General features: G+C 70.2%; 17 protein-coding genes. 14 read left to right on the forward strand and 3 right to left on the reverse strand.

Going from position 1 to position 18,335, the window contains the following annotated elements; genetic code table 11:
• Window positions 1-115: 115 nt before the first annotated feature.
• Both ACIA8G_RS33270 and ACIA8G_RS33275 read left to right on the forward strand, forming a co-directional pair.
• The gene (locus ACIA8G_RS33270; RefSeq protein ID WP_396422667.1) at window positions 116-604 is read left to right on the forward strand and encodes a YbaK/EbsC family protein; all 489 of its coding nucleotides are present in this window, start codon (window positions 116-118) and stop codon (window positions 602-604) included.
• Window positions 601-1,164 carry a GNAT family N-acetyltransferase gene (locus ACIA8G_RS33275; RefSeq protein ID WP_396422668.1) on the forward strand — a complete coding sequence of 188 codons (564 nt, stop codon included), beginning with the start codon at window positions 601-603 and terminating at the stop codon, window positions 1,162-1,164. Before ACIA8G_RS33270 ends, ACIA8G_RS33275 begins: the two co-directional genes overlap by 4 nt.
• 5 nt (window positions 1,165-1,169) lie before the next feature.
• Here the strand turns inward: ACIA8G_RS33275 and def are convergent, their stop codons facing one another.
• Window positions 1,170-1,670, reverse strand: coding sequence for a peptide deformylase (def, locus tag ACIA8G_RS33280; protein WP_396422669.1), 501 nt, complete (start codon window positions 1,668-1,670; stop codon window positions 1,170-1,172).
• Between the two features lie 51 nt (window positions 1,671-1,721).
• Between def and ACIA8G_RS33285 the strand changes: the two genes are divergently transcribed.
• Entirely contained in the window at window positions 1,722-2,357 is a 636-nt protein-coding gene (locus ACIA8G_RS33285) for a GntR family transcriptional regulator (protein ID WP_396422670.1), read from the forward strand.
• A complete protein-coding gene (locus ACIA8G_RS33290; protein WP_396422671.1) occupies window positions 2,354-3,340 on the forward strand; it encodes a 1-aminocyclopropane-1-carboxylate deaminase in 987 nt (328 codons plus the stop codon). Before ACIA8G_RS33285 ends, ACIA8G_RS33290 begins: the two co-directional genes overlap by 4 nt.
• 12 nt (window positions 3,341-3,352) lie before the next feature.
• Here the strand turns inward: ACIA8G_RS33290 and ACIA8G_RS33295 are convergent, their stop codons facing one another.
• Window positions 3,353-7,897: an ATP-dependent helicase gene (locus ACIA8G_RS33295; protein ID WP_396422672.1), complete on the reverse strand. Its 4,545-nt coding sequence runs from the start codon at window positions 7,895-7,897 to the stop codon at window positions 3,353-3,355.
• Window positions 7,898-8,006: 109 nt separating this feature from the next.
• Between ACIA8G_RS33295 and ACIA8G_RS33300 the strand changes: the two genes are divergently transcribed.
• The 7 genes from ACIA8G_RS33300 (at window position 8,007) to ACIA8G_RS33330 (ending at window position 14,516) form a co-directional block, all read left to right on the forward strand.
• Window positions 8,007-9,833 (forward strand): Hsp70 family protein, encoded by a 1,827-nt coding sequence (locus tag ACIA8G_RS33300; RefSeq protein ID WP_396422673.1) that lies wholly within the window; start codon window positions 8,007-8,009, stop codon window positions 9,831-9,833.
• A 52-nt stretch (window positions 9,834-9,885) separates the two neighbouring features.
• Window positions 9,886-11,145, forward strand: a complete 1,260-nt coding sequence (locus tag ACIA8G_RS33305; RefSeq protein ID WP_396422674.1) for an MFS transporter — start codon at window positions 9,886-9,888, stop codon at window positions 11,143-11,145.
• Window positions 11,146-11,154: 9 nt separating this feature from the next.
• On the forward strand, window positions 11,155-11,349 hold the full coding sequence (locus ACIA8G_RS33310) for a DUF3046 domain-containing protein (protein WP_396422675.1): 195 nt from the start codon (window positions 11,155-11,157) through the stop codon (window positions 11,347-11,349).
• Between the two features lie 149 nt (window positions 11,350-11,498).
• Entirely contained in the window at window positions 11,499-12,542 is a 1,044-nt protein-coding gene (gene recA / locus ACIA8G_RS33315; protein WP_396422676.1) for a recombinase RecA, read from the forward strand.
• A 1-nt stretch (window position 12,543) separates the two neighbouring features.
• On the forward strand, window positions 12,544-13,080 hold the full coding sequence (locus ACIA8G_RS33320; protein WP_396422677.1) for a regulatory protein RecX: 537 nt from the start codon (window positions 12,544-12,546) through the stop codon (window positions 13,078-13,080).
• Between the two features lie 72 nt (window positions 13,081-13,152).
• Complete coding sequence (locus ACIA8G_RS33325; protein WP_396422678.1) at window positions 13,153-13,605, forward strand: MarR family winged helix-turn-helix transcriptional regulator; 453 nt, start codon at window positions 13,153-13,155, stop codon at window positions 13,603-13,605.
• 110 nt (window positions 13,606-13,715) lie between these two features.
• A complete protein-coding gene (locus tag ACIA8G_RS33330; RefSeq protein WP_396422679.1) occupies window positions 13,716-14,516 on the forward strand; it encodes an alpha/beta fold hydrolase in 801 nt (266 codons plus the stop codon).
• A 57-nt stretch (window positions 14,517-14,573) separates the two neighbouring features.
• Here the strand turns inward: ACIA8G_RS33330 and ACIA8G_RS33335 are convergent, their stop codons facing one another.
• Window positions 14,574-15,374, reverse strand: a complete 801-nt coding sequence (locus tag ACIA8G_RS33335; RefSeq protein ID WP_396422680.1) for a serine protease — start codon at window positions 15,372-15,374, stop codon at window positions 14,574-14,576.
• A gap of 246 nt (window positions 15,375-15,620) precedes the next feature.
• On the opposite strand from ACIA8G_RS33335, the gene ACIA8G_RS33340 reads away from it, so the two are divergent.
• Genes ACIA8G_RS33340 through ACIA8G_RS33350 form a run of 3 tightly spaced genes read left to right on the forward strand, consistent with a single transcriptional unit; the run spans window position 15,621 to window position 18,321 of the window.
• Entirely contained in the window at window positions 15,621-16,385 is a 765-nt protein-coding gene (locus tag ACIA8G_RS33340) for a hypothetical protein (RefSeq protein ID WP_396422681.1), read from the forward strand.
• 42 nt (window positions 16,386-16,427) lie between these two features.
• Window positions 16,428-17,195 carry an RNA ligase family protein gene (locus ACIA8G_RS33345; protein ID WP_396422682.1) on the forward strand — a complete coding sequence of 256 codons (768 nt, stop codon included), beginning with the start codon at window positions 16,428-16,430 and terminating at the stop codon, window positions 17,193-17,195.
• Window positions 17,188-18,321 (forward strand): AAA family ATPase, encoded by a 1,134-nt coding sequence (locus ACIA8G_RS33350; RefSeq protein WP_396422683.1) that lies wholly within the window; start codon window positions 17,188-17,190, stop codon window positions 18,319-18,321. The genes ACIA8G_RS33345 and ACIA8G_RS33350 overlap by 8 nt, the downstream gene beginning before the upstream one ends.
• The last annotated feature ends 14 nt before the right edge of the window (window positions 18,322-18,335 follow it).

An 18,335-nucleotide genomic window follows, 5' to 3' on the forward strand; every position in this document is an offset into this window, starting at 1 on the left:
TCCGAGGCATGGTGCGACTCGAACACATGTTCGAGTCCTGCTCAGCGTAGCTCCCGGCGGATGGATTCCTCAACCCGCCCCACCACGTGGGCGCCAGTCGTGGTCTGATGGTGATGTGAGTGCGCTCGAACACCCTGGAATCCGCAAGGTCGCCGAAGCCCTGCCACCCGCGAACGCAGAACGCATCGTCGTGCTGCCGGACGCGGTGCGGACAGCGGCAGCCGCTGCGGAGGCGGTGGGGGTGCAGGTCGGCGCGATCGCGAACAGTTTGTTGTTCGCCGCGGTGCGCGACGGCGTGGCGGCCCCGCTGCTGGTGCTGACCTCGGGTGCGCACCGCGCGGACACGTCGATGATGGCCGAGCTGGTGGGCGCGGACGCGGTGAAGCGCGCCGACCCGGAGTTCGTGCGCGTGCACACGGGCCAGGTGATCGGCGGTGTGTCGCCGGTCGGGCACCCCGCGCCGATCGAGACCGTGGTGGACAGGGCGCTGTCGGGCTACGACGAGATCTGGGCGGCCGCGGGACATCCGCACGCCGTGTACCCCACGACCTTCGCGGAGCTGGTGGCACTGACGGGCGGGCGTGTGGCGGTGGTGTCGGTATGACGGCGTCGCCGCGCCTGGAGCGCATCGTCGAGATGTCCGCCGGCGAGCTGAACGTCCGGCTGGGCGAGGCGCTCTCGCTGTACGTGACCGCGATGAACTACCCGCCCGGCACCGTCGAACTGCGCGCCCCGATGTGGCTCGCGCACATGATGCGCGAAGACTGGCGTTGCGTCGTGGCGCTGGGGGAGCAGGACGAGCTCGTCGGCATCGGCTACGGCTACCGCGGCGCCACCGGCCAGTGGTGGCACGAGCAGGTCCGGCGCGGGCTGATGGCCGTCTCGCCGCCCACCGTGGTCGAGGAATGGCTCAACGACTACTTCGAGCTGACCGAACTGCACGTGCTGCCGCGCGCGCAGGGCCGCGGCCTCGGCGAGGACCTGCTGCGCCGCCTGATGGAGGGCGTGCCCTCGTCCCGCGTGCTGCTGTCCACGCCCGAGGGCCCGAGCAAGGCGTGGAAGCTGTACCGGCGCGTCGGATTCCAGGACGTGTTGCGGCACTACCAGTTCACCGGCGACCCGCGCCCGTTCGCGGTGCTCGGCCGCGTTCTCCCGATGGCCTGAAGCGATCAGCCGGCCCAGAACCACTCCGACTCCCGCGCCGCGCGCAACGCCTTGCGCCGCAGCTCGGGCGTGAGCCTGGACAGGTACAGCTTCCCGTCGAGGTGATCGGTCTCGTGCTGCAGGCAGCGCGCCATCAACCCGGCCCCGCGCACGGTCACCGGCTCGTTGCGCAGATCAACACCCCGCACGACGGCCTCCTGCGCGCGCACCGTCGGGTACCACAACCCCGGCACTGACAGGCATCCCTCGCCGCCGTCCTGCGTTTCCCCGGACAGCTCAACGACTTCCGGGTTGATCACGTATCCGCGCTGTCCCTCGACGTCGTAGCTGAACGCGCGCAGTCCCACGCCGATCTGCGGCGCCGCGAGCCCGGCCCGCCCGTCCAGCTCGACGGTGTCGAGCAGGTCGGCGACCAACGCCTCGAGGTTGCGGTCGAACCGCGTCACCGGGTCGGCGGGGCTCATCAGCAGCGGGTCACCGAAATATCGGATATCGCGTACCGCCATGTCAGCCAGCCTAGGTTGCGCTCTCCGGTGTCCGGTCCTACTCTCACTAATATGCAATATATTGGATATGGGTCACTGAAGGAGCGAGCCGCCGCCGAGATCCGGTCGGCGATCGTGCGCGGCGACCTGGAACCGGGCACGGCCATCAAGGACATCGAGCTGGCGGAGAGGCTCGGGCTCTCCCGCACCCCGGTGCGCGAGGCGCTCGCCACGCTCGCCGACGAGGGCCTGGTCGAAACCAAGCCGCACGCCTACACGCGCGTTACCGCACTGGAAGCCGACCCCGTGCTCGACGCCCTCGTTGTCGTGCAGTCGATGCACTCCCTCGCCACCGGCACGGTCGTCCAGAGGAAGTCGCTCACGGCCGGGGACATCGCCGCGATGCGCGCCGCGAACAAGGCCTTCAAGAAGGCGCTCGACGCCAACGACGCCGTGGCCGCGCTGGCCGCCGACGACGACTTCCACGCGGTGGCCGTCCACCGCTGCGGCAACTTCGCGATCGCCGCGACGATCGACCGCTTCACCCCGCTCGTCCGCCGGGCCGAGCACAGCCGCTTCTCCTCGCCCAACGCCCGCCACTCCGTCACCCAGCACCAGCAGATCATCGAGGCGTGCGAGCAAGGCGACTACAAGCTGGCCGCCGAGCTCGTCGACAAGAACTGGGCCACGCTCCAGGAGGAACTATGAACAGATTCCCGCTCCTCTTCGGGCCGTCCCCGGTCCACCGCCTGGACCGCCTGACCGCGCACCTCGGCGGCGCCGCGGTCTGGGCGAAACGCGAGGACTGCAACTCCGGCCTCGCCTACGGCGGCAACAAGACCCGCAAGCTCGAGTACCTCGTCGCCGACGCGCTGGCCACCGGCTGTGACACCCTGGTCTCGATCGGCGGCATCCAGTCCAACCACACCCGCCAGGTAGCGGCCGCCGCCGCACGCGCAGGCCTGAAAGCCGTGCTGGTGCAGGAAAGCTGGGTCGACTGGACCGCCGTGGGCCACGACCGAGTGGGCAACATCCTGCTCAGCCGCATGATGGGAGCCGACGTCCGCCTGGTGAACGCCGAGTTCGGCATCGGCGTCAAACCCGCCTGGGAACAGGCGATCGAGGAGGTCCGCGCCTCCGGCGGCACGCCCTACCCGATCCCGGCCGGCGCCTCCGACCACCCGCTGGGCGGCATGGGCTTCGCGACGTGGGCGGACGAGGTCCGCCAGCAGGAAGCCCAGCTGGGCATCTTCTTCGACACCATCGTCGTCTGCTCGGTCACCGGCAGCACCCAGGCAGGCATGGTCGCGGGCTTCGCGGGCGAGCGCGGCCGTCGCGTCCTGGGCATCGACGCTTCCGCCAAACCGGCCGAGACCCTCGCCCAGATCACCCGCATCGCCCACAACACCGCCAAGCTCCGCGAGGTGACGGTGTCCGAAGAGGACATCCTCCTCGACGACCGCTTCCACGCCGGCGTCTACGGCCGCCCCGACGAGTCCACAATGGACGCCATGCGCCTGGGCGCCGGCCTCGAAGGCATGATCACCGACCCGGTCTACGAGGGCAAATCCCTCGCAGGCCTGATCCACCTCGTGTCGTCCGGCGAGATCGGCCGCGATTCCACGGTCCTCTACGCCCACCTGGGCGGGCAGCCTGCCCTGAACGCCTACAGCTCTCTCTTCCCGGAGTAGCTCCGGAGCAGCTCAAGCTCTCAACCGGAGTCCCTTCGGAGTGGCGCGGAAGCCCGCTTCCTGGAGCACGGTGGCCAGATGCGAGGTGAGTGCGACCTCGCCGTCTGCCCGCTGGACCGCGAGCTGGCCCAGCCACCCGTCCCGCACCGCCCGGCTCAACGCGTTCGCGGCCGTGCGGAGGGCCGGGTCGTCGTCGGTGAACGAGAGCAGGGACTTGCCGCCCCGCTCCACGTACAACGCCGGGGTGCCGTCGACCAGGACGGCCAGCGCACCGGCTTTGCGGCCAGGGCGGTGTTTGCCCTCGCCCACCGGGTCCGGCCACGGCAGGGCGGCACCGTACGGCTGCGCCGGGTCGGCCGCGGCGAGGACCACGGCGGCCTGGTCGGTCTGCACCGGCTGACCAGGAGGACGGGACAACGCCCGCAGGCGATCCACCGCGCCCCGCGCCGCGAACTGGGCGGCACCCAGCCCTTCGACGACGTAGCCGCGGATCACCTGGCCCGATTCCTCCATCGCCCGCAGCACCTTGTACACACCGCTGAACCCACCCGTCACGCGCTCGGTGTCGAGGGCGCCTCGGGTCAGCACTCCGTGGCGTTCCAGGAAAGCCTCGGCTCTGGCGTGCGCACGACGGGTCGGGTCCTCCGCCGGACGCACGGCCAGCGACCACCGGCCCGCGGCGGTCGGCGGACCGGTACGAGACGGCAGGTCCGGACGTGCGGCCCGCAGCCGGGCGTACCGGCCGCGCGGCGTGCTGCGGCGTGGTTTGTGCGCCGCACCGCCACCTGACACCAGCGCCCGCAACGGTCCCAACGTGTCGTTGGTGATCAGGCCCGCCCACACCAGATCCCAGAGCGCGCCGACGACCTCGGCATCGGTGCACTCCACGGACGCCGAGACCCGGTCGACCACCTGCCGGAAGAACAGCGCGCCGCCGGACAGGACCTCCAGCACCGCGGTGTGCAGCGGCGACTCCGGGATCGACTCCGGCACCAGGTCGGGCAGCAGCAGGTCGGCCACGTCGGCCGGAGCCAGCGCGATCCAGCCGTCGCCCCCGGCGAGCGAGCCGCACCCGGTCCAGGTGACCTCGCCGGACGCGGTGAGCTCGTCCAGCAGGGCGGGGTAGTAGCCGGGCAGGCGGGAGGGCAGGAGCAGGGATTCGAGGGCACTGGCGGGAAGCGGTGCGCCCGCCAACTGCTCCACCACTGCGAAGACGTCGTCGACTGTCGGTGCCGAGCGCAGCCGGCGACCGAGGCCGTGCCACGACGGGAGGAAGCGGCCCAGTGCGGCCGGTTCGACCGGCTCCACCTCGGAACGCAGGCGGGCCAGCGAACCGCGGCGCAGACGGCGGAGCACCTCCGCGTCGCAGTACTCGGTGTGGGTGCCGCCGGGGCGCAGTTCGCCGCGGACCAGGCGGCCCGTGCCGGCCATCCGTTCCAGGACACCGGTCACCACGGCCACGCCCAGGCCGAACCGGGTGGCCGGGTCGGAGGCGGGGAACGGTCCGTGCGTCCTGGCATAGCGGCTCAACAAGTCGCCCAAGGGATCAGCCACCGGTTCGGTGAAGGCCTCCGGAACCCCGACCGGCAGGGCGACGCCGAGCGCGTCGCGCACACGACCCGCGTCCTCGATGGAGATGGTGCGTTCCTCGCCTGCGATGCGGACGCGGATCGCCCGGCGCTGCGCCACCAGTTCGTCCAGCCACGCGCGAGGCACGCCCCGGTCGAGCGCCTCCGCGTCGGAGAGATCTCCCAGGAACCGCAACAGGTCCGCGGTGTCCTCGGCGTGACGGGGGCGCCGGTCCTCGGAGAGCCGCTGGAGGCTGCGCTCCACCTCGGCCATGACCTCCGGGTCGAGCAGTTCGCGGATCGCCTCGGAGCCGAGGAGTTCGGCCAGCAGCGTCGAGTCCAGCGACAGGGCCGCGGCCCGGCGTTCGGCCAGCGGCGCGTCGGCCTCGTAGAGGAACATGCCGACGTAACCGAACAGCAGGCTGCGGGCGAAGGGCGACGGCGACGGCGTCTCCACCTCGACCACGCGGACCCGGCGCGCGCGGACGTCCGACATCAGCTCGCGCAGGCCCGGCACGTCGTAGACGTCCTGCAGGCACTCGCGCATCGCCTCCAGGACGACCGGGAAGCGTTCGTACTTCGCGGCCACCGACAGCAGCTGGGCCGAGCGCTGGCGTTGCTGCCACAGCGGGGTGCGCCGGCGCGGATCGCGGCGGGGGAGCAGCAGGGAGCGGGCCGCGCACTCGCGGAAACGGGCGGCGAACAACGCCGAACCGCCCACCTCGGCCACCACGATCTGCTCGACCTCGTCCGGATCGAGCAGCACGTCCTCCGCTCCGGCCGTCACCTCCAGGCCGTCGAGGTCCAGCGCGTCGGGAAGGCGCAGCACGATGCCGTCGTCGGAGTGTGCCGCCTGCACCTCGACGCCCCGCCGTTCGCGCAGCCGCGCGGCGATCGCCAAGGCCCACGGCGCGTTCACCTGGGCGCCGAACGGGGAGTGCACCACGAGCCGCCAGTCGCCCAGCTCGTCGCGGAACCGTTCCACCAGAACGATCCTGTCGTTCGGGACGTGCCTGGTCGCCTCCCGCTGCTCGCCCAGGTACGCCAGCAGGTTGTCCGTCGCCCACTCGTCCAGGCCCGCCGCCGCGGCCCGGTCCCGAGCGGCCGAAGACTCCATTGTGGACACTTCGCGGAGGAACCTGCCCATCGCACGGCCGAGTTCCAGCGGACGGCCCGGAGCGTCGCCCTTCCAGAACGGCATCCGCGCGGGCTGGCCCGGTGCGGGCACCACGATCACCCGGTCGTGCGTGATGTCCTCGACCCGCCACGACGACGTGCCCAGCAGGAACGTGTCACCGACGCGCGACTCGTAGACCATCTCCTCGTCGAGCTCGCCGACGCGCGAACCCGGACCGTTCTCCGACGGTGGCGTCATCACCGCGAACAACCCGCGGTCCGGAATCGTGCCGCCGGACGTGACCGCCAGCCGTTGCGAGCCAGGCCGGCCGCGCAGTTCGGAGTTCACCCGGTCCCAGGTGATCCGCGGCCGCAGCTCGCCGAACTCCTCGGACGGATACCGCCCGGACAGCATGTCCAGCACCGCGTGCAGCGCCGAGTCCGGCAGCCCGGCGAACGGCGCGGCCCGGCGCACCAGTGCCGTCAGCTCCTCGACCGTCCACGTCTCCATCGCCACCATCGCGACGATGTGCTGCGCCAGCACGTCCAGCGGGTTGCGCGGGAACCGCACGGCCTCGATCGCGCCGTCCCGCATGCGCTCCGCCACCACCGCGCACGACACCAGGTCGCCGCGGAACTTCGGGAACATCACGCCCCGCGACACCGCGCCCACCTGGTGCCCGGCCCTGCCGACGCGCTGCAGCCCGGACGCGACCGACGGCGGCGCCTCCACCTGCACCACCAGGTCGACCGAGCCCATGTCGATCCCGAGCTCCAGGGACGACGTCGCCACCACGCACGGCAGCCGCCCGGACTTCAGATCTTCCTCAACGGCGGTGCGTTGCTCCCGCGACATCGACCCGTGGTGCGCGCGGGCAACCGAAGCCGTCTTCTGGACCGTGAGCCCCGACTGGCCGATGGCCTCGGCCGGGAAGGACTCCAGCTCCGCACCTTCTTCCGCGAGCTCGTTCAGCCGTGCGGTCAGCCGTTCCGCGAGCCGCCGCGAGTTCGCGAACACGATCGTCGACCGGTGCGCCCGCACCAGTTCCAGCACCCGTGCCTCGACCGACGGCCAGATGGAGGTGCGCTGCTCGGCTCCAGCGGCCGAACCCGACACCTCACCCGTCGGCTGGCCGAGCACCGACATGTCCTCGACCGGCACCTCGACCTCGACCTGGATGGTCTTGGGGGTCTTCGGCTGCACCACCGACACCGGCCGCCCGCCGGACAGGAACGTGCTGATCTCCTCGACCGGCCGCACCGTCGCCGACAGCCCGATCCGCTGCGCCGGCCGGTCGAGCAGCGCGTCCAGCCGCTCCAGCGACAACGCCAGGTGCGCGCCGCGCTTGCCGCCGGCCACCGCGTGCACCTCGTCGACGATCACCGTCTCCACGCCGCGCAACGACTCGCGCGCCGACGACGTCAGCAGCAGGAACAACGACTCCGGCGTCGTCACCAGCACGTCCGGCGGGGTGCGCCCGAACGCCCTGCGCTCCTCCGGCGACGTGTCACCGGTGCGCATGCCGACGGTGATCGACGGCTCGGTCAGGCCCAGCCGCTGTGCCGCCTGCCGAATACCGGCCAGCGGCGCGCGCAGATTTCGTTCGACGTCCACCGCCAGTGCTTTCAAAGGCGAGACGTAAAGCACCCGGCAGCGCTGCCGCGGCTCGGACGGGACAGCGGCGGACGCCAGCCGGTCCAGCGCCCACAGGAACGCGGCCAGCGTCTTGCCGGAGCCCGTCGGGGCGATGACCAGCGCGTGTTCGCCCGCCGCGGCGGCCGCCCACGCTCCGGTCTGAGCCTGGGTGGGCGCGGCGAAAGCCCCGGCGAACCACTGCCTGGTCGCCGGTGAGAAAGCCTCCATCGCATCCATGGGAACCATCATGACGGCGGGGTCTGACAATTTCTGATTGCGCAGGTCCGAGCATCCGGCGACGCCCGCTGTGGCACGATCACCCCGAACGTCCTTCGAGGGGAGCACGGTGCGCGTCCTGTCCGTCGACCTGGGCACCGCCAACACGGTTGCGGTGCTGTCCGGCCACGGTGTGGTGGATCTGGACGGAGGGCCCACCATGCCCTCGTCCGTCTACCTCGACGAGGACGGCACCCTGCGCGTCGGCAGAGAAGCCGAGCGGCGGTCCCGCCAGGACCCGTCGCGCTACGAGGCGAACCCGAAGCGCCACATCGACAAGGCGACGCTGAAGCTCGGCGAGACGAACCTCCCGGTCAACGACGCGCTCGCGGCCATCTACGCGCGAGTGATGGAGGCCGTGGCGCCGCTGCTCATGGGCGCGGAACTCGACGAGATCCGCCTGACGCACCCGGCCGAATGGGGCCCGAGCAGGCGCAACAGGCTGCTGTCGTCGGCCCGTCTCGCGGGCATGACCGGCGAGCTCGTGCCCGTTCCCGAGGCCGTCGCGGTGGCCGCGCTCGGTGGCGGCCGTCCGCTCGCCATCTACGACTTCGGCGCGGACACGTTCGACGTCTCCGTGCTCGACGCCGAGCACCGCATCCTCGCCGACGGCAGCCTCAGCGACGTCGGCGGTCTCGACATCGACCAGGCGCTGCTCGAGCACATCGGCCGCACGGTCTCGCACAAGGACCCGGCCGGCTGGCAGCGGCTGCTCCGCCCGACCACTGTGGACGACCACCGCGCGCGCCTCGGCCTGCGTGAGGAGCTGCGGCTGGCCAAGGAAGACCTCTCCGAGCTGCCTCAGGTCGAGGTGCTGATGCCGGAGCCGTTCGAGAAGGTCGTCGTCACGCGCGGCGAGCTCGAGGCGTTGATCCGGTCGAGCCTGATCCGCACCACGGAGCTCCTCATCTCCACCGTCCACCGGGCCGGTGTCACGCCGGAGCACGTCTACCTCGTCGGCGGCTCCTGCCGGATGCCGCTGGTCGCGCAGATCATCGCGGAGAAGGTCGGCATCGTCCCGACCAACCCGGACAACCCGGAGACCATCGTCGCGTCCGGCGCGCAGGTCGTCGACAAGACGACGATCACGCTGAAGCCCGAGGACGACAAGCCCAAGTACGTCGAACCGCCCACCGTCGTGACCGCGCCGGTCAGCCCCGCCGTGAGCGGCCCGCACCAGGTCGGCCCCACGGCGAGCGGGTCGTACCCGGTCAACCCGAACGTGAGCGGCGCGTACTCGGCGAGCGGTACCTACCCGGTGACCGGCCCGTTCCAGGTGAACCCGGCGGTCAGCGGCAGCTACCCGATGAACTTCCCGCAGCAGCCGCCGAAGAAGGACAACAAGAAGGTCTTCCTCGGCATCGGTGCCGCCGTGGTGGTGCTGGCGGCCGTCATCGGTGCTGCTTTCGCGCTGTCCGGCCCGAACCTGCCCAGCGCGGACGAGTGCAAGGACGACACCGCCCAGGACGGTCAGGGCTTCACGAGCTGCCTGCGTCAGCTCGCGGGTCACGTGCCGGACGGCGGCGGCTGCGAGAAGGCCGACTCCGCGCAGATCACCGGCATGGAGGAGATCAAGGGCACGGTCGTGAGCTGCACGATCCGCGACGGCTACGCGGTCCAGTACATCCTCACCGACAGCGTCACCGGCGCCGAGAACAACGCCGCCGCCATCGTGAAGTCCTTCCAGACCGACCACGTCGAGGCCGACTGGACCGGCAACGGCCTGGAGGGCAACTACCGCGCGGCCACCTCGAGCGGCACCGGCGTGCTGGTGTTCACCGCCAAGGGCCGCCCCATGTTCGGCATCCTCACCAAGAACGCCGAGGAGAACGCCGACGAGCTCAAGTCGGACGAAATCGCCGATTTCTTCGAGAAGTCCGTGCAACCGGGTGACTAACCGCCCCTGATGGCCCTGTCGGCACGCGGCGAACCGTGTCACGATCGTGATCATGGTGACCGTCGCGCCGCAGGTCGAACGCGTGCAGCGCAAGGTCGTCCGCGTGCTGACCGGCACCCAGGTCCTGGGGTCGGCCGCCGTGACGATCGGCCTCGCGTTCAGCACGTTGATCGCCGCGTCGCTGTCCGGATCCGAAGCCGTCGGCGGGCTCGCGCAGACCGCGGCCGTCGCCGGTGCGGCGCTGCTCGCCCTGCCCGGCGCCCGTCTCGCCCAGCGCAGCGGGCGGCGTCCCGCGCTCATCCTCGGCTACGGCATGGGCGCGCTCGGTGCGCTGGTCGCCGCGGTCGCCGTGGGGCTCGGTGCGTGGCAGGTGCTGCTGGTGGGGCTCCTGCTGTTCGGAGGGGCGTCCAGCGCGAACTACGCGGCTCGTTATGCCGCAACGGACCTGGCGGATCCGCAACGTCGTGCGCGGGAGCTCTCCCGCGTGGTCTGGGCGGCCATGATCGGCGCGATCATCGGCCCCAACCTCGCCGATCCCGCCGGACGGCTGGCCGCCTGGCTGGGCCTGCCGGTCGGGGTGGGGCCGTTCCTGCTCGCCGCCGCGGTGCTCGTCGCGGCCGCGCTGGTCATCCAGTTCGGGCTGCGGCCGGATCCGCTGGTCGTGGTGAGAAGCACCCGGCCGGTTGAATCTCCGCACTGCGCCGGAGGGTCCGCAGGTGCCACGCCCGGCGTCTTCCGCATCTGGGGATCACTCGGATCGATGGCACGACTTGCACTCGTTGGAGTGATGTTGTGCCACACCGCGATGGTCGGGCTGATGTCGATGACGCCGGTGCACATGAACCACGCCGGGTCGTCGTTGCGCGTGGTCGGCATCGTGATCAGCCTGCACGTCGCCGCGATGTACGCCGCGAGCCCGCTGTTCGGGTGGATGGCCGACCGGCTGGGCCGCGTGCCGGTGCTCGCGATCGGCGCGTCGCTGGTGGTGGCGGCGTCCGCGGTCGCCGGGATGGCGCCGTCGCACGACGCGCCGCAACTCGCCGCGGGACTGGCGCTGCTCGGATTCGGCTGGTCCGCGGGACTGGTGTCGGGGTCCGCGCTGCTGACCGAGTCCGTGCGGGTCGAGGACCGGCCGGCCGCGCAGGGACTGTCCGACCTGGTGATGAACGTCGGCGGTGCCGTGGGCGGCGCGGTGTCCGGGATCGTCGTGACCGCTTGGTCGTACGCGACGCTCGGGCTGATCGTCGGGTTCACCGCGCTGCCGCTGCTGATCGTGTGCCTCTTCGCATCCCTGCGCAGGACCGCCAGCTAGGGTCTCCGGGTGCGCATCACCGTGTTCCGCAAACTCATGGCGGGGGAGTTCGGCCAGGTCAGGGCCGAGATGATCGCCCGAGACCACGTGTTGTCGTCGCTCGGCGGCCGTACCGCCGACGAGGCGCTGGAGGTGGGGACCGGGGCCAAGGAAGTCTGGGCCGCGGTCTGCGACGCGTTCGAAATTCCCGAAAATCGCCGTTGACCTCGCGGTTCGGTGTGTCGCGTGTGCTCGAACACGTGTTCGGTTAGAGTGGCTCCGACCCCGGCTTCGCAGAATTGTCAGACCCCGCCAGTAGCGTCAGGTCCTACATGACGAAGCAACGGCAGAAGACGACAAAAGGTGGACCTCAGATGGCACCGGCAGCACCCGACAGGGACAAGGCGCTCGAGCTGGCCCTGGCTCAGATCGACAAGCAGTTCGGCAAGGGTTCCGTGATGCGGCTCGGCGAAGAGGGCCGTGCCCCGATCGCCGTGATCCCGACCGGCGCGATCGCCCTGGACGTGGCGCTCGGCATCGGCGGCCTGCCGCGTGGCCGGGTCGTCGAGATCTATGGCCCGGAGTCGTCGGGTAAGACGACCGTGGCGCTGCACGCCGTGGCGAACGCGCAGAAGGCCGGCGGCATCGCGGCGTTCATCGACGCGGAGCACGCGCTCGACCCGGAGTACGCGAAGAAGCTCGGCGTCGACACCGACGCGCTGCTGGTCTCCCAGCCCGACACCGGTGAGCAGGCGCTCGAGATCGCGGACATGCTGATCCGCTCCGGCGCGCTCGACATCCTGGTCATCGACTCGGTCGCCGCTCTCGTGCCGCGCGCCGAGATCGAGGGCGAGATGGGCGACAACCACGTCGGTCTGCAGGCCCGGTTGATGAGCCAGGCGCTGCGCAAGATCACCGGTGCGCTGAGCTCGTCCGGCACGACCGCGATCTTCATCAACCAGCTGCGCGAGAAGATCGGCGTGATGTTCGGCTCCCCGGAGACCACGACCGGTGGTAAGGCGCTGAAGTTCTACGCCTCCGTGCGCCTGGACGTGCGCCGCATCGAGACCCTGAAGGACGGCGGCGAGCCCGTCGGCAACCGCACCAGGGTCAAGGTCGTGAAGAACAAGGTCGCGCCGCCGTTCAAGCAGGCCGAGTTCGACATCCTCTACGGCAAGGGCGTCAGCCGCGAGGGCTCGCTCATCGACATGGGCGTCGACCAGGCCATCCTGCGCAAGTCCGGCGCCTGGTACACCTACGAGGGCGACCAGCTGGGCCAGGGCAAGGAGAACGCCCGCAAGTTCCTGCTGGAGAACCCGGACATCGCCAACGAGATCGAGAAGCGCATCAAGGACAAGCTCGGCATCGGTGCCACGCTCGACGCCGACGAGACGGTCCCGGCGCCTGTCGAGTTCTGAGTTGGACTCCGCACATGAGCAGCACGAAGCTGACCCGGTCGAAGAGCAGCGCAAGGCGCGCGACATCTGCTACGCGCTGCTCACCGCCCGCCCCCGAAGTCGGCACGAGTTGCACGAAGCGTTGCTGCGCAAGGGAATCAGTGCCGCCGCGGCCGATATCGTGCTCGGCAAGTTCGACCGCGCCGGCCTGATCGACGACGCCCAGTTCGCCGAGATGTGGGTGCGCTCCCGGCACACCTACAACGGGCTGGGCCGTCGTGCCCTCGCGATGGAACTGCGCCGCAAGGGCGTCGCGGACGAGGTGGTGGCCGAGGCTGTCGCCGCGGTCGACGGTGACGCCGAGGAGGAACGGGCCCGCGAGCTGGTGCGCAAACGGCTGCGGGCACTGTCCGGTGTGGACGAGACGACGAAGATCCGCCGGCTCGTGGGGGCGTTGGCCCGCAAGGGCTACGCGGAAGGGCTCGCCTATCGGGTGGTGCGCGACGAGTTGCGTGCTGCCGGGAACGAGGCTTCGGCGTTGGACGAGCCCTGGTCGTAGGCGGTGGGTGCGTGCGGCGCTCCGTAACCAACCTCGCCGCTTCGCCGGTTCGCTCCGAGTAGCCTGAACATCGTGAGCACTACTCCCGACGCGTCGTCGGCCGTGACCCCCACGGTCTCCGATCTGCTCTGCTTCGACCTGTACACGACGTCGCGAGCGGTCACGGGCTTCTACCGCCCGATCCTGGACAAGGCCGGCATCACCTACCCGCAGTTCCTGGTGATGCTCCTGCTGTGGGAGCGCGACTCACGCCCCATCCGGGAGCTCGTCCAGGAGCTCGACCTGGAGTACAGCACGCTCTCGCCGTTGATCAAGCGGCTGGAGAAGAGCGGGCTGCTGGTGCGCGTCACGCACCCCGACGACGAGCGTTCCGTGCTCGTCCAGCTCACCGACAAGGGCCGTGACCTGCGGTGGATCGGTGCCGAGATGACGAACCAGCTCGGTGCGGCACTCGGCATGGACGAGCAGGAGATCGCCGTGCTCAGGAAGGCGTTGCGCCGGGTCAAGCACGGCGCAGACCGCTAGTGAGCTGAAACACATCGCGTGCGAGGTATCTCGTCCGGTAATGTACATCGTACACGATCTAATCGAACACGATGCATCGCCACCGGTGCCTTGACGAGAGTGAGAGACCAATGCGAGTTCGTAAGGTGATCGCCGTTCTGGGAACCATGCTGGCCCTGGCTGCTGCCGTTCCGTCGGGTGCCGGTGCCGCCGACGAGGCCGCGAAGCCGGGCGCGAAGAAGCCGACCATCGTGCTCGTGCACGGCGCGTTCGCCGATGCGTCCAGCTGGAACGGTGTCGTGGAACGCCTACAGCGCAAGGGGTTCAAGGTCGTCGCGGTGGCGAATCCGCTGCGGTCGCTCAGCGGTGACGCGGACTACCTGCGCAAGGTGCTCGCCACGATCGACGGGCCGATCGTGCTGGCCGGCCACTCCTACGGCGGCATGGTCGGGTCGAACGCCGCGCTCGGCAACCCGAACGTGAAGGCGCTGGTCTACGTCGCGGCGTTCGCGCCGGAGGCGGGGGAGACGACGCTGGGGCTGTCCACCAAGTTCCCCGGCAGCACGCTGGGCGACACGCTGGAGGCGATCGACCTCGGTGACGGCACGAAGGACCTCGTGATCAAGCAGGACCTGTACCGCAAGCAGTTCGCGGCGGACGTGTCCAAGGGTGACGCGGCGCTGGCGGCGGCGACGCAGCGGCCGGTGCGTGACTACGCGCTGAACGAGGCTTCCGGGGAGCCGGCGTGGCACACGATCCCGTCGTACTTCGTGGTCGCGGGGAAGGACAAGAACATCCCGCCGGCCGCGCAGAAGTGGATGGCCGAGCGCGCGAACGCCCGCGCGGTCGTCGAGCTGCCGGACGCCTCGCACTCGGTCGCCGTCTCGGAACCTGGCGCCGTGAGCGAACTGATTGCCCGCGCCGCACGTTAGTAAGAACAGGAAGCCGGGACGCGGCAGGGGCGTCCCGGCTTCCTGCTTGTCGTCGTACTAGGGCTTCGCGACCTTGCAACCCGGCAGCGCCAGGTTCAGCGTCGTGCCGGCACCGAAGCAGGAGACGAAGTCGAACGTCTGCTGGCCGTAGTTGATGCCCTTGCGGACGGTGATCCTGCCGGCGGCGTCCACCTCGCACGGGTTGTTCATCGTGCAGCGGGCGCCGCTCTCGTTGCCGGTGTTGTTGACGCCGACGACCTTGCCGCTCGCGTTGTCGATGATCGGCGAGCCCGAGGTGCCGCCGATGGTGTTGCACGACGACGTGTAGCGCAGCGAGTCGCGCCAGGTCCAGTCGGCTTCCTTGAGCTGGTGCACGAAGCCGTCGATCTGGCAGGAGTAGATCCGCTTCCAGTAGCCGGAGACGACGCGGATGTCGCGCTTGGCCACGGGGTGCGCGGCGGACAGTTCCAGCGCGCGGCTGCCGTACTGCTCGATCTGCGCGTAGGTGGCGCTGAGCTGGTAGAACGCGGCGTCGGTGCCGGTCATCGTCGCGTAGGCGAGCTTGGTCGCGTAGACCTTCCGAAGCTCCTTCTGGCCGGTGCTGTCGCGCAGGCTGAAGCTCCGCGTCGACGGCTGGTCGACCCGTACCTCGCCCGCCTTCAGCAGGCTGACGCAGTGCCCGTTCGTGAGCACGAGCGCCTTGTCCGAGGGGGCCGAGGTCGGTGTGCGGACCACGGAGCCGGAGCAGTTGTCGAGTGCCACGATGCCGGTGAAGTCGACGGCGGCCTGTGCGGGTGCCGTCGTCATGCCGAGTGCGGCGATCGCCGCGAGCAGGGATCCGACGAGTCGTCGTGCCATGTGCAGGGTTCCTTTCAGGCAGGCAGTGCGCGCCTAGCCTGTACGGATCGTATCCAGACCGCTACCGACGGAAGTCGGCTGACGTGCCGCCGTTAACTCGATCGGGTGACGTTGTGGTGCTGGGGCATTAGGGCGTTTGCGCTGTTCAGGGCTACCGGAGTGCGTTCAGGGATGCATCGCGGTGAGTAACAGGCAAAGAGGACCAATCGACGTCGTGATCACACTTCGCAACCGCCAGGAGCCGTGATGACCTACCCGCCGCAGCCCGTCTACGCCCCGCCTCCGGTCGCCCCGCAGAGGCCTGCGAGATTCGGCGCGCTGGCCTGGACCGCGTTGATCCTCGGGATCGTCGGCGTCGTCGGTTCGCCGATCATCATCTTCAACAACCTCACCGTGATCACGGCGGTCGTGGGGCTCGTGCTCGGCATCATCGCGTTGTTCGGCACGCGCAAGATCCTGGCGGCTGTCGGCGTCGTGCTGTGCGTCGCCGCCATCACCTTCACGATGATCGCGCAGCAGGCCGCGGTCAAGGAACTCGACAAGATCCTCGACGGCACCACCAACCAGGGACAGGTCGGCGTCGCGGGCGAGACGCCGAAGCAGAACGCCCTCGCCGAAACGCCGACCTGGGGCCAGCGGTACACGTGGGCGAACGGGCTCGCGGTCGACGTCGCCCCGCCGGTCGCGTGCGCGCCGGGCCAGTACGCCGCGCCGTCGAACATCGTCCGCGCGGTGAAGTTCAAGATCACCATCACCAACGGGATGAGCGCCGCGTTCGAGACCGCGCTGATGTCGCTCGGCAACGACGCGCAGTTCAACGGGCAGAAAGCGGAGAGGGTGTTCGACACCGGCGGCGGGTGCGGTGGCACGTTCGACACCGCGACCGTGTTGCCCGGCAAGACCTACACCTTCGACGTCGCGTACTCCGTCGGCGCGCAGCCCGGTGAGATGCAGCTCGTGTTCGAGCCGAGCTTCAACTCCGACAAGGCGGCGTTCGTCGGCCAGGCGTAATCCGTTCGCTTGCGGGCGCACGGACGGGTTACAAATCGGGGCATGTTGCGCAAGTATCCGCGAACGCCCCACCTGGAGGGCTCGCGCCTGCAACCGGGCGACGAGGACCTCGACCAGGTGCCGTTCCGCGCGATCGCGGGACGGCACCTGGTCGTCGAGGAGAAGCTCGACGGTGCCAACGCGGGCATCAGCTTCGACTCCGCCGGTGCGCTGAAGTTGCAGTCACGCGGCCATTTCCTGACCGGTGGGCCGCGGGAACGGCAGTTCGCGCCGCTCAAGGCGTGGGCCGCGACGCACCAGGGCGTGCTCTGGGAGCGGCTCGGCTCGCGGTACGTGCTGTACGGGGAATGGTTGTACGCCAAGCACACCGTGTTCTACGACGCGCTGCCGGACCACTTCTGCGAGTTCGACCTGCTGGACCGGGAGACCGGCGAGTTCCTGTCCACACCGGAACGTCGCCAGCTGCTCGCGGGTACACCGGTGGTGTCCGTGCCGGTTCTGCACGAAGGGCCGTTGAGGACGGTGAAGGAGCTGACCGCGTTGATCGGACCGTCCACCTGCCGCACGCCGCGCTGGCGTGAAGTGCTCGCGGAGGCGGCGCGTGCGGCGGGGCAGGACCCGGACGTCGTTGCCGCAGAGACGGATTCGGACGACCACATGGAGGGCCTCTACATCAAGGTGGAGGAGGACGGGCGCACGGTCGAGCGGTACAAGTGGGTGCGGCCGACGTTCGTCACGGCCGTGCTGGACTCGGGCAGCCACTGGCAGGACCGCCCGATCCTGCCGAACCGGGTGGTGTCCCGTGTTTGAGGAACTCTGCCCATCTGGTCCACAGTGGACTCTCGACTGGGACGCCGTGCGATCGGCGTTCGCGTGGGTGCGCGCGTTGGACGGCGTGCCGCAGGATCCGGTGCACCACGCGGAAGGCGACGTCGCCACGCACACGCGCATGGCGTGCGAGGCGTTGGTGTCGCTGCCGGAGTGGCGGGCGCGACCGGAGGCCGACCGAGTGCGGTTGTTCGCGACGGTGTTGCTGCACGACGTCGCGAAGCCGTTCCGCACGCAGATCGAGGACGGCCGGATCACTGCGCACGGCCATTCGCGTGCCGGAGATCTGCTCGCGCGCAAGGTGTTGTGGGAGATGGGACGGCCGATCGACTGGCGCGAGCACGTCGCCGCGCTGGTGCGGCACCACCAGGTGCCGTTCTGGGCGCTGGAACGGCCCGACCTCGACCGCATCGCGTTCCGGGTGAGCCTGGTCGCGCGCAACGACGACCTGGCCACGCTCGCACGGGCCGACATCCTCGGCCGCATCTGCGGCGACGTCGAGTCGGTACTGGAGAACATCGCGCTGTTCGAGGAGTACTGCCGCGAGCACGACTGCTGGGACCGGCCGCGCTCGTTCCCGTCCGATCACGCGCGGTTCCAGTACTTCCGCACGCCCGGCCGTGATCCGAACTACGCCGCGTACGACGACACGCGCGTCGAGGTGACGGTGCTGTCCGGGTTGCCGGGGGTCGGCAAGGACCACTGGATCGCCGCACATCGGCCGGGCTGGCCGGTGGTGAGCCTCGACTCGGTCCGCGAGCGGCTCGGCATCGCTCCCGACGGTGACCAGCGCACGGTGGCGGCCGCGGCGTTCGAGGAGGCGCGGGTGCTGCTGAGGGCGGGGGAGCGGTTCGTGTGGAACGCGACCAACATCTCCCGGCAGCTGCGCGACCGGTGCATCGGGCTGGCCGCCGACTACCGGGCTCGCGTGACGCTGATCGGGCTCGAAGCGCCGAAGGACGTGATCCACTCCCGCAACCGCGCCCGCCGGGAACCGGTACCCGCCGCGGTGATCGACCGGCTCATCGACAAGTGGGAGGCGGTCGACGTCACCGAGGCGCATGCCGTCGAACGGGTGGACACGGCACAAACCTCGACACGTACTTAGCCCCGCGGCCGATG

Origin of the sequence: Lentzea sp. NPDC051213 (genome assembly GCF_044455585.1) — a bacterium.
Taxonomy (GTDB): domain Bacteria; phylum Actinomycetota; class Actinomycetes; order Mycobacteriales; family Pseudonocardiaceae; genus Lentzea.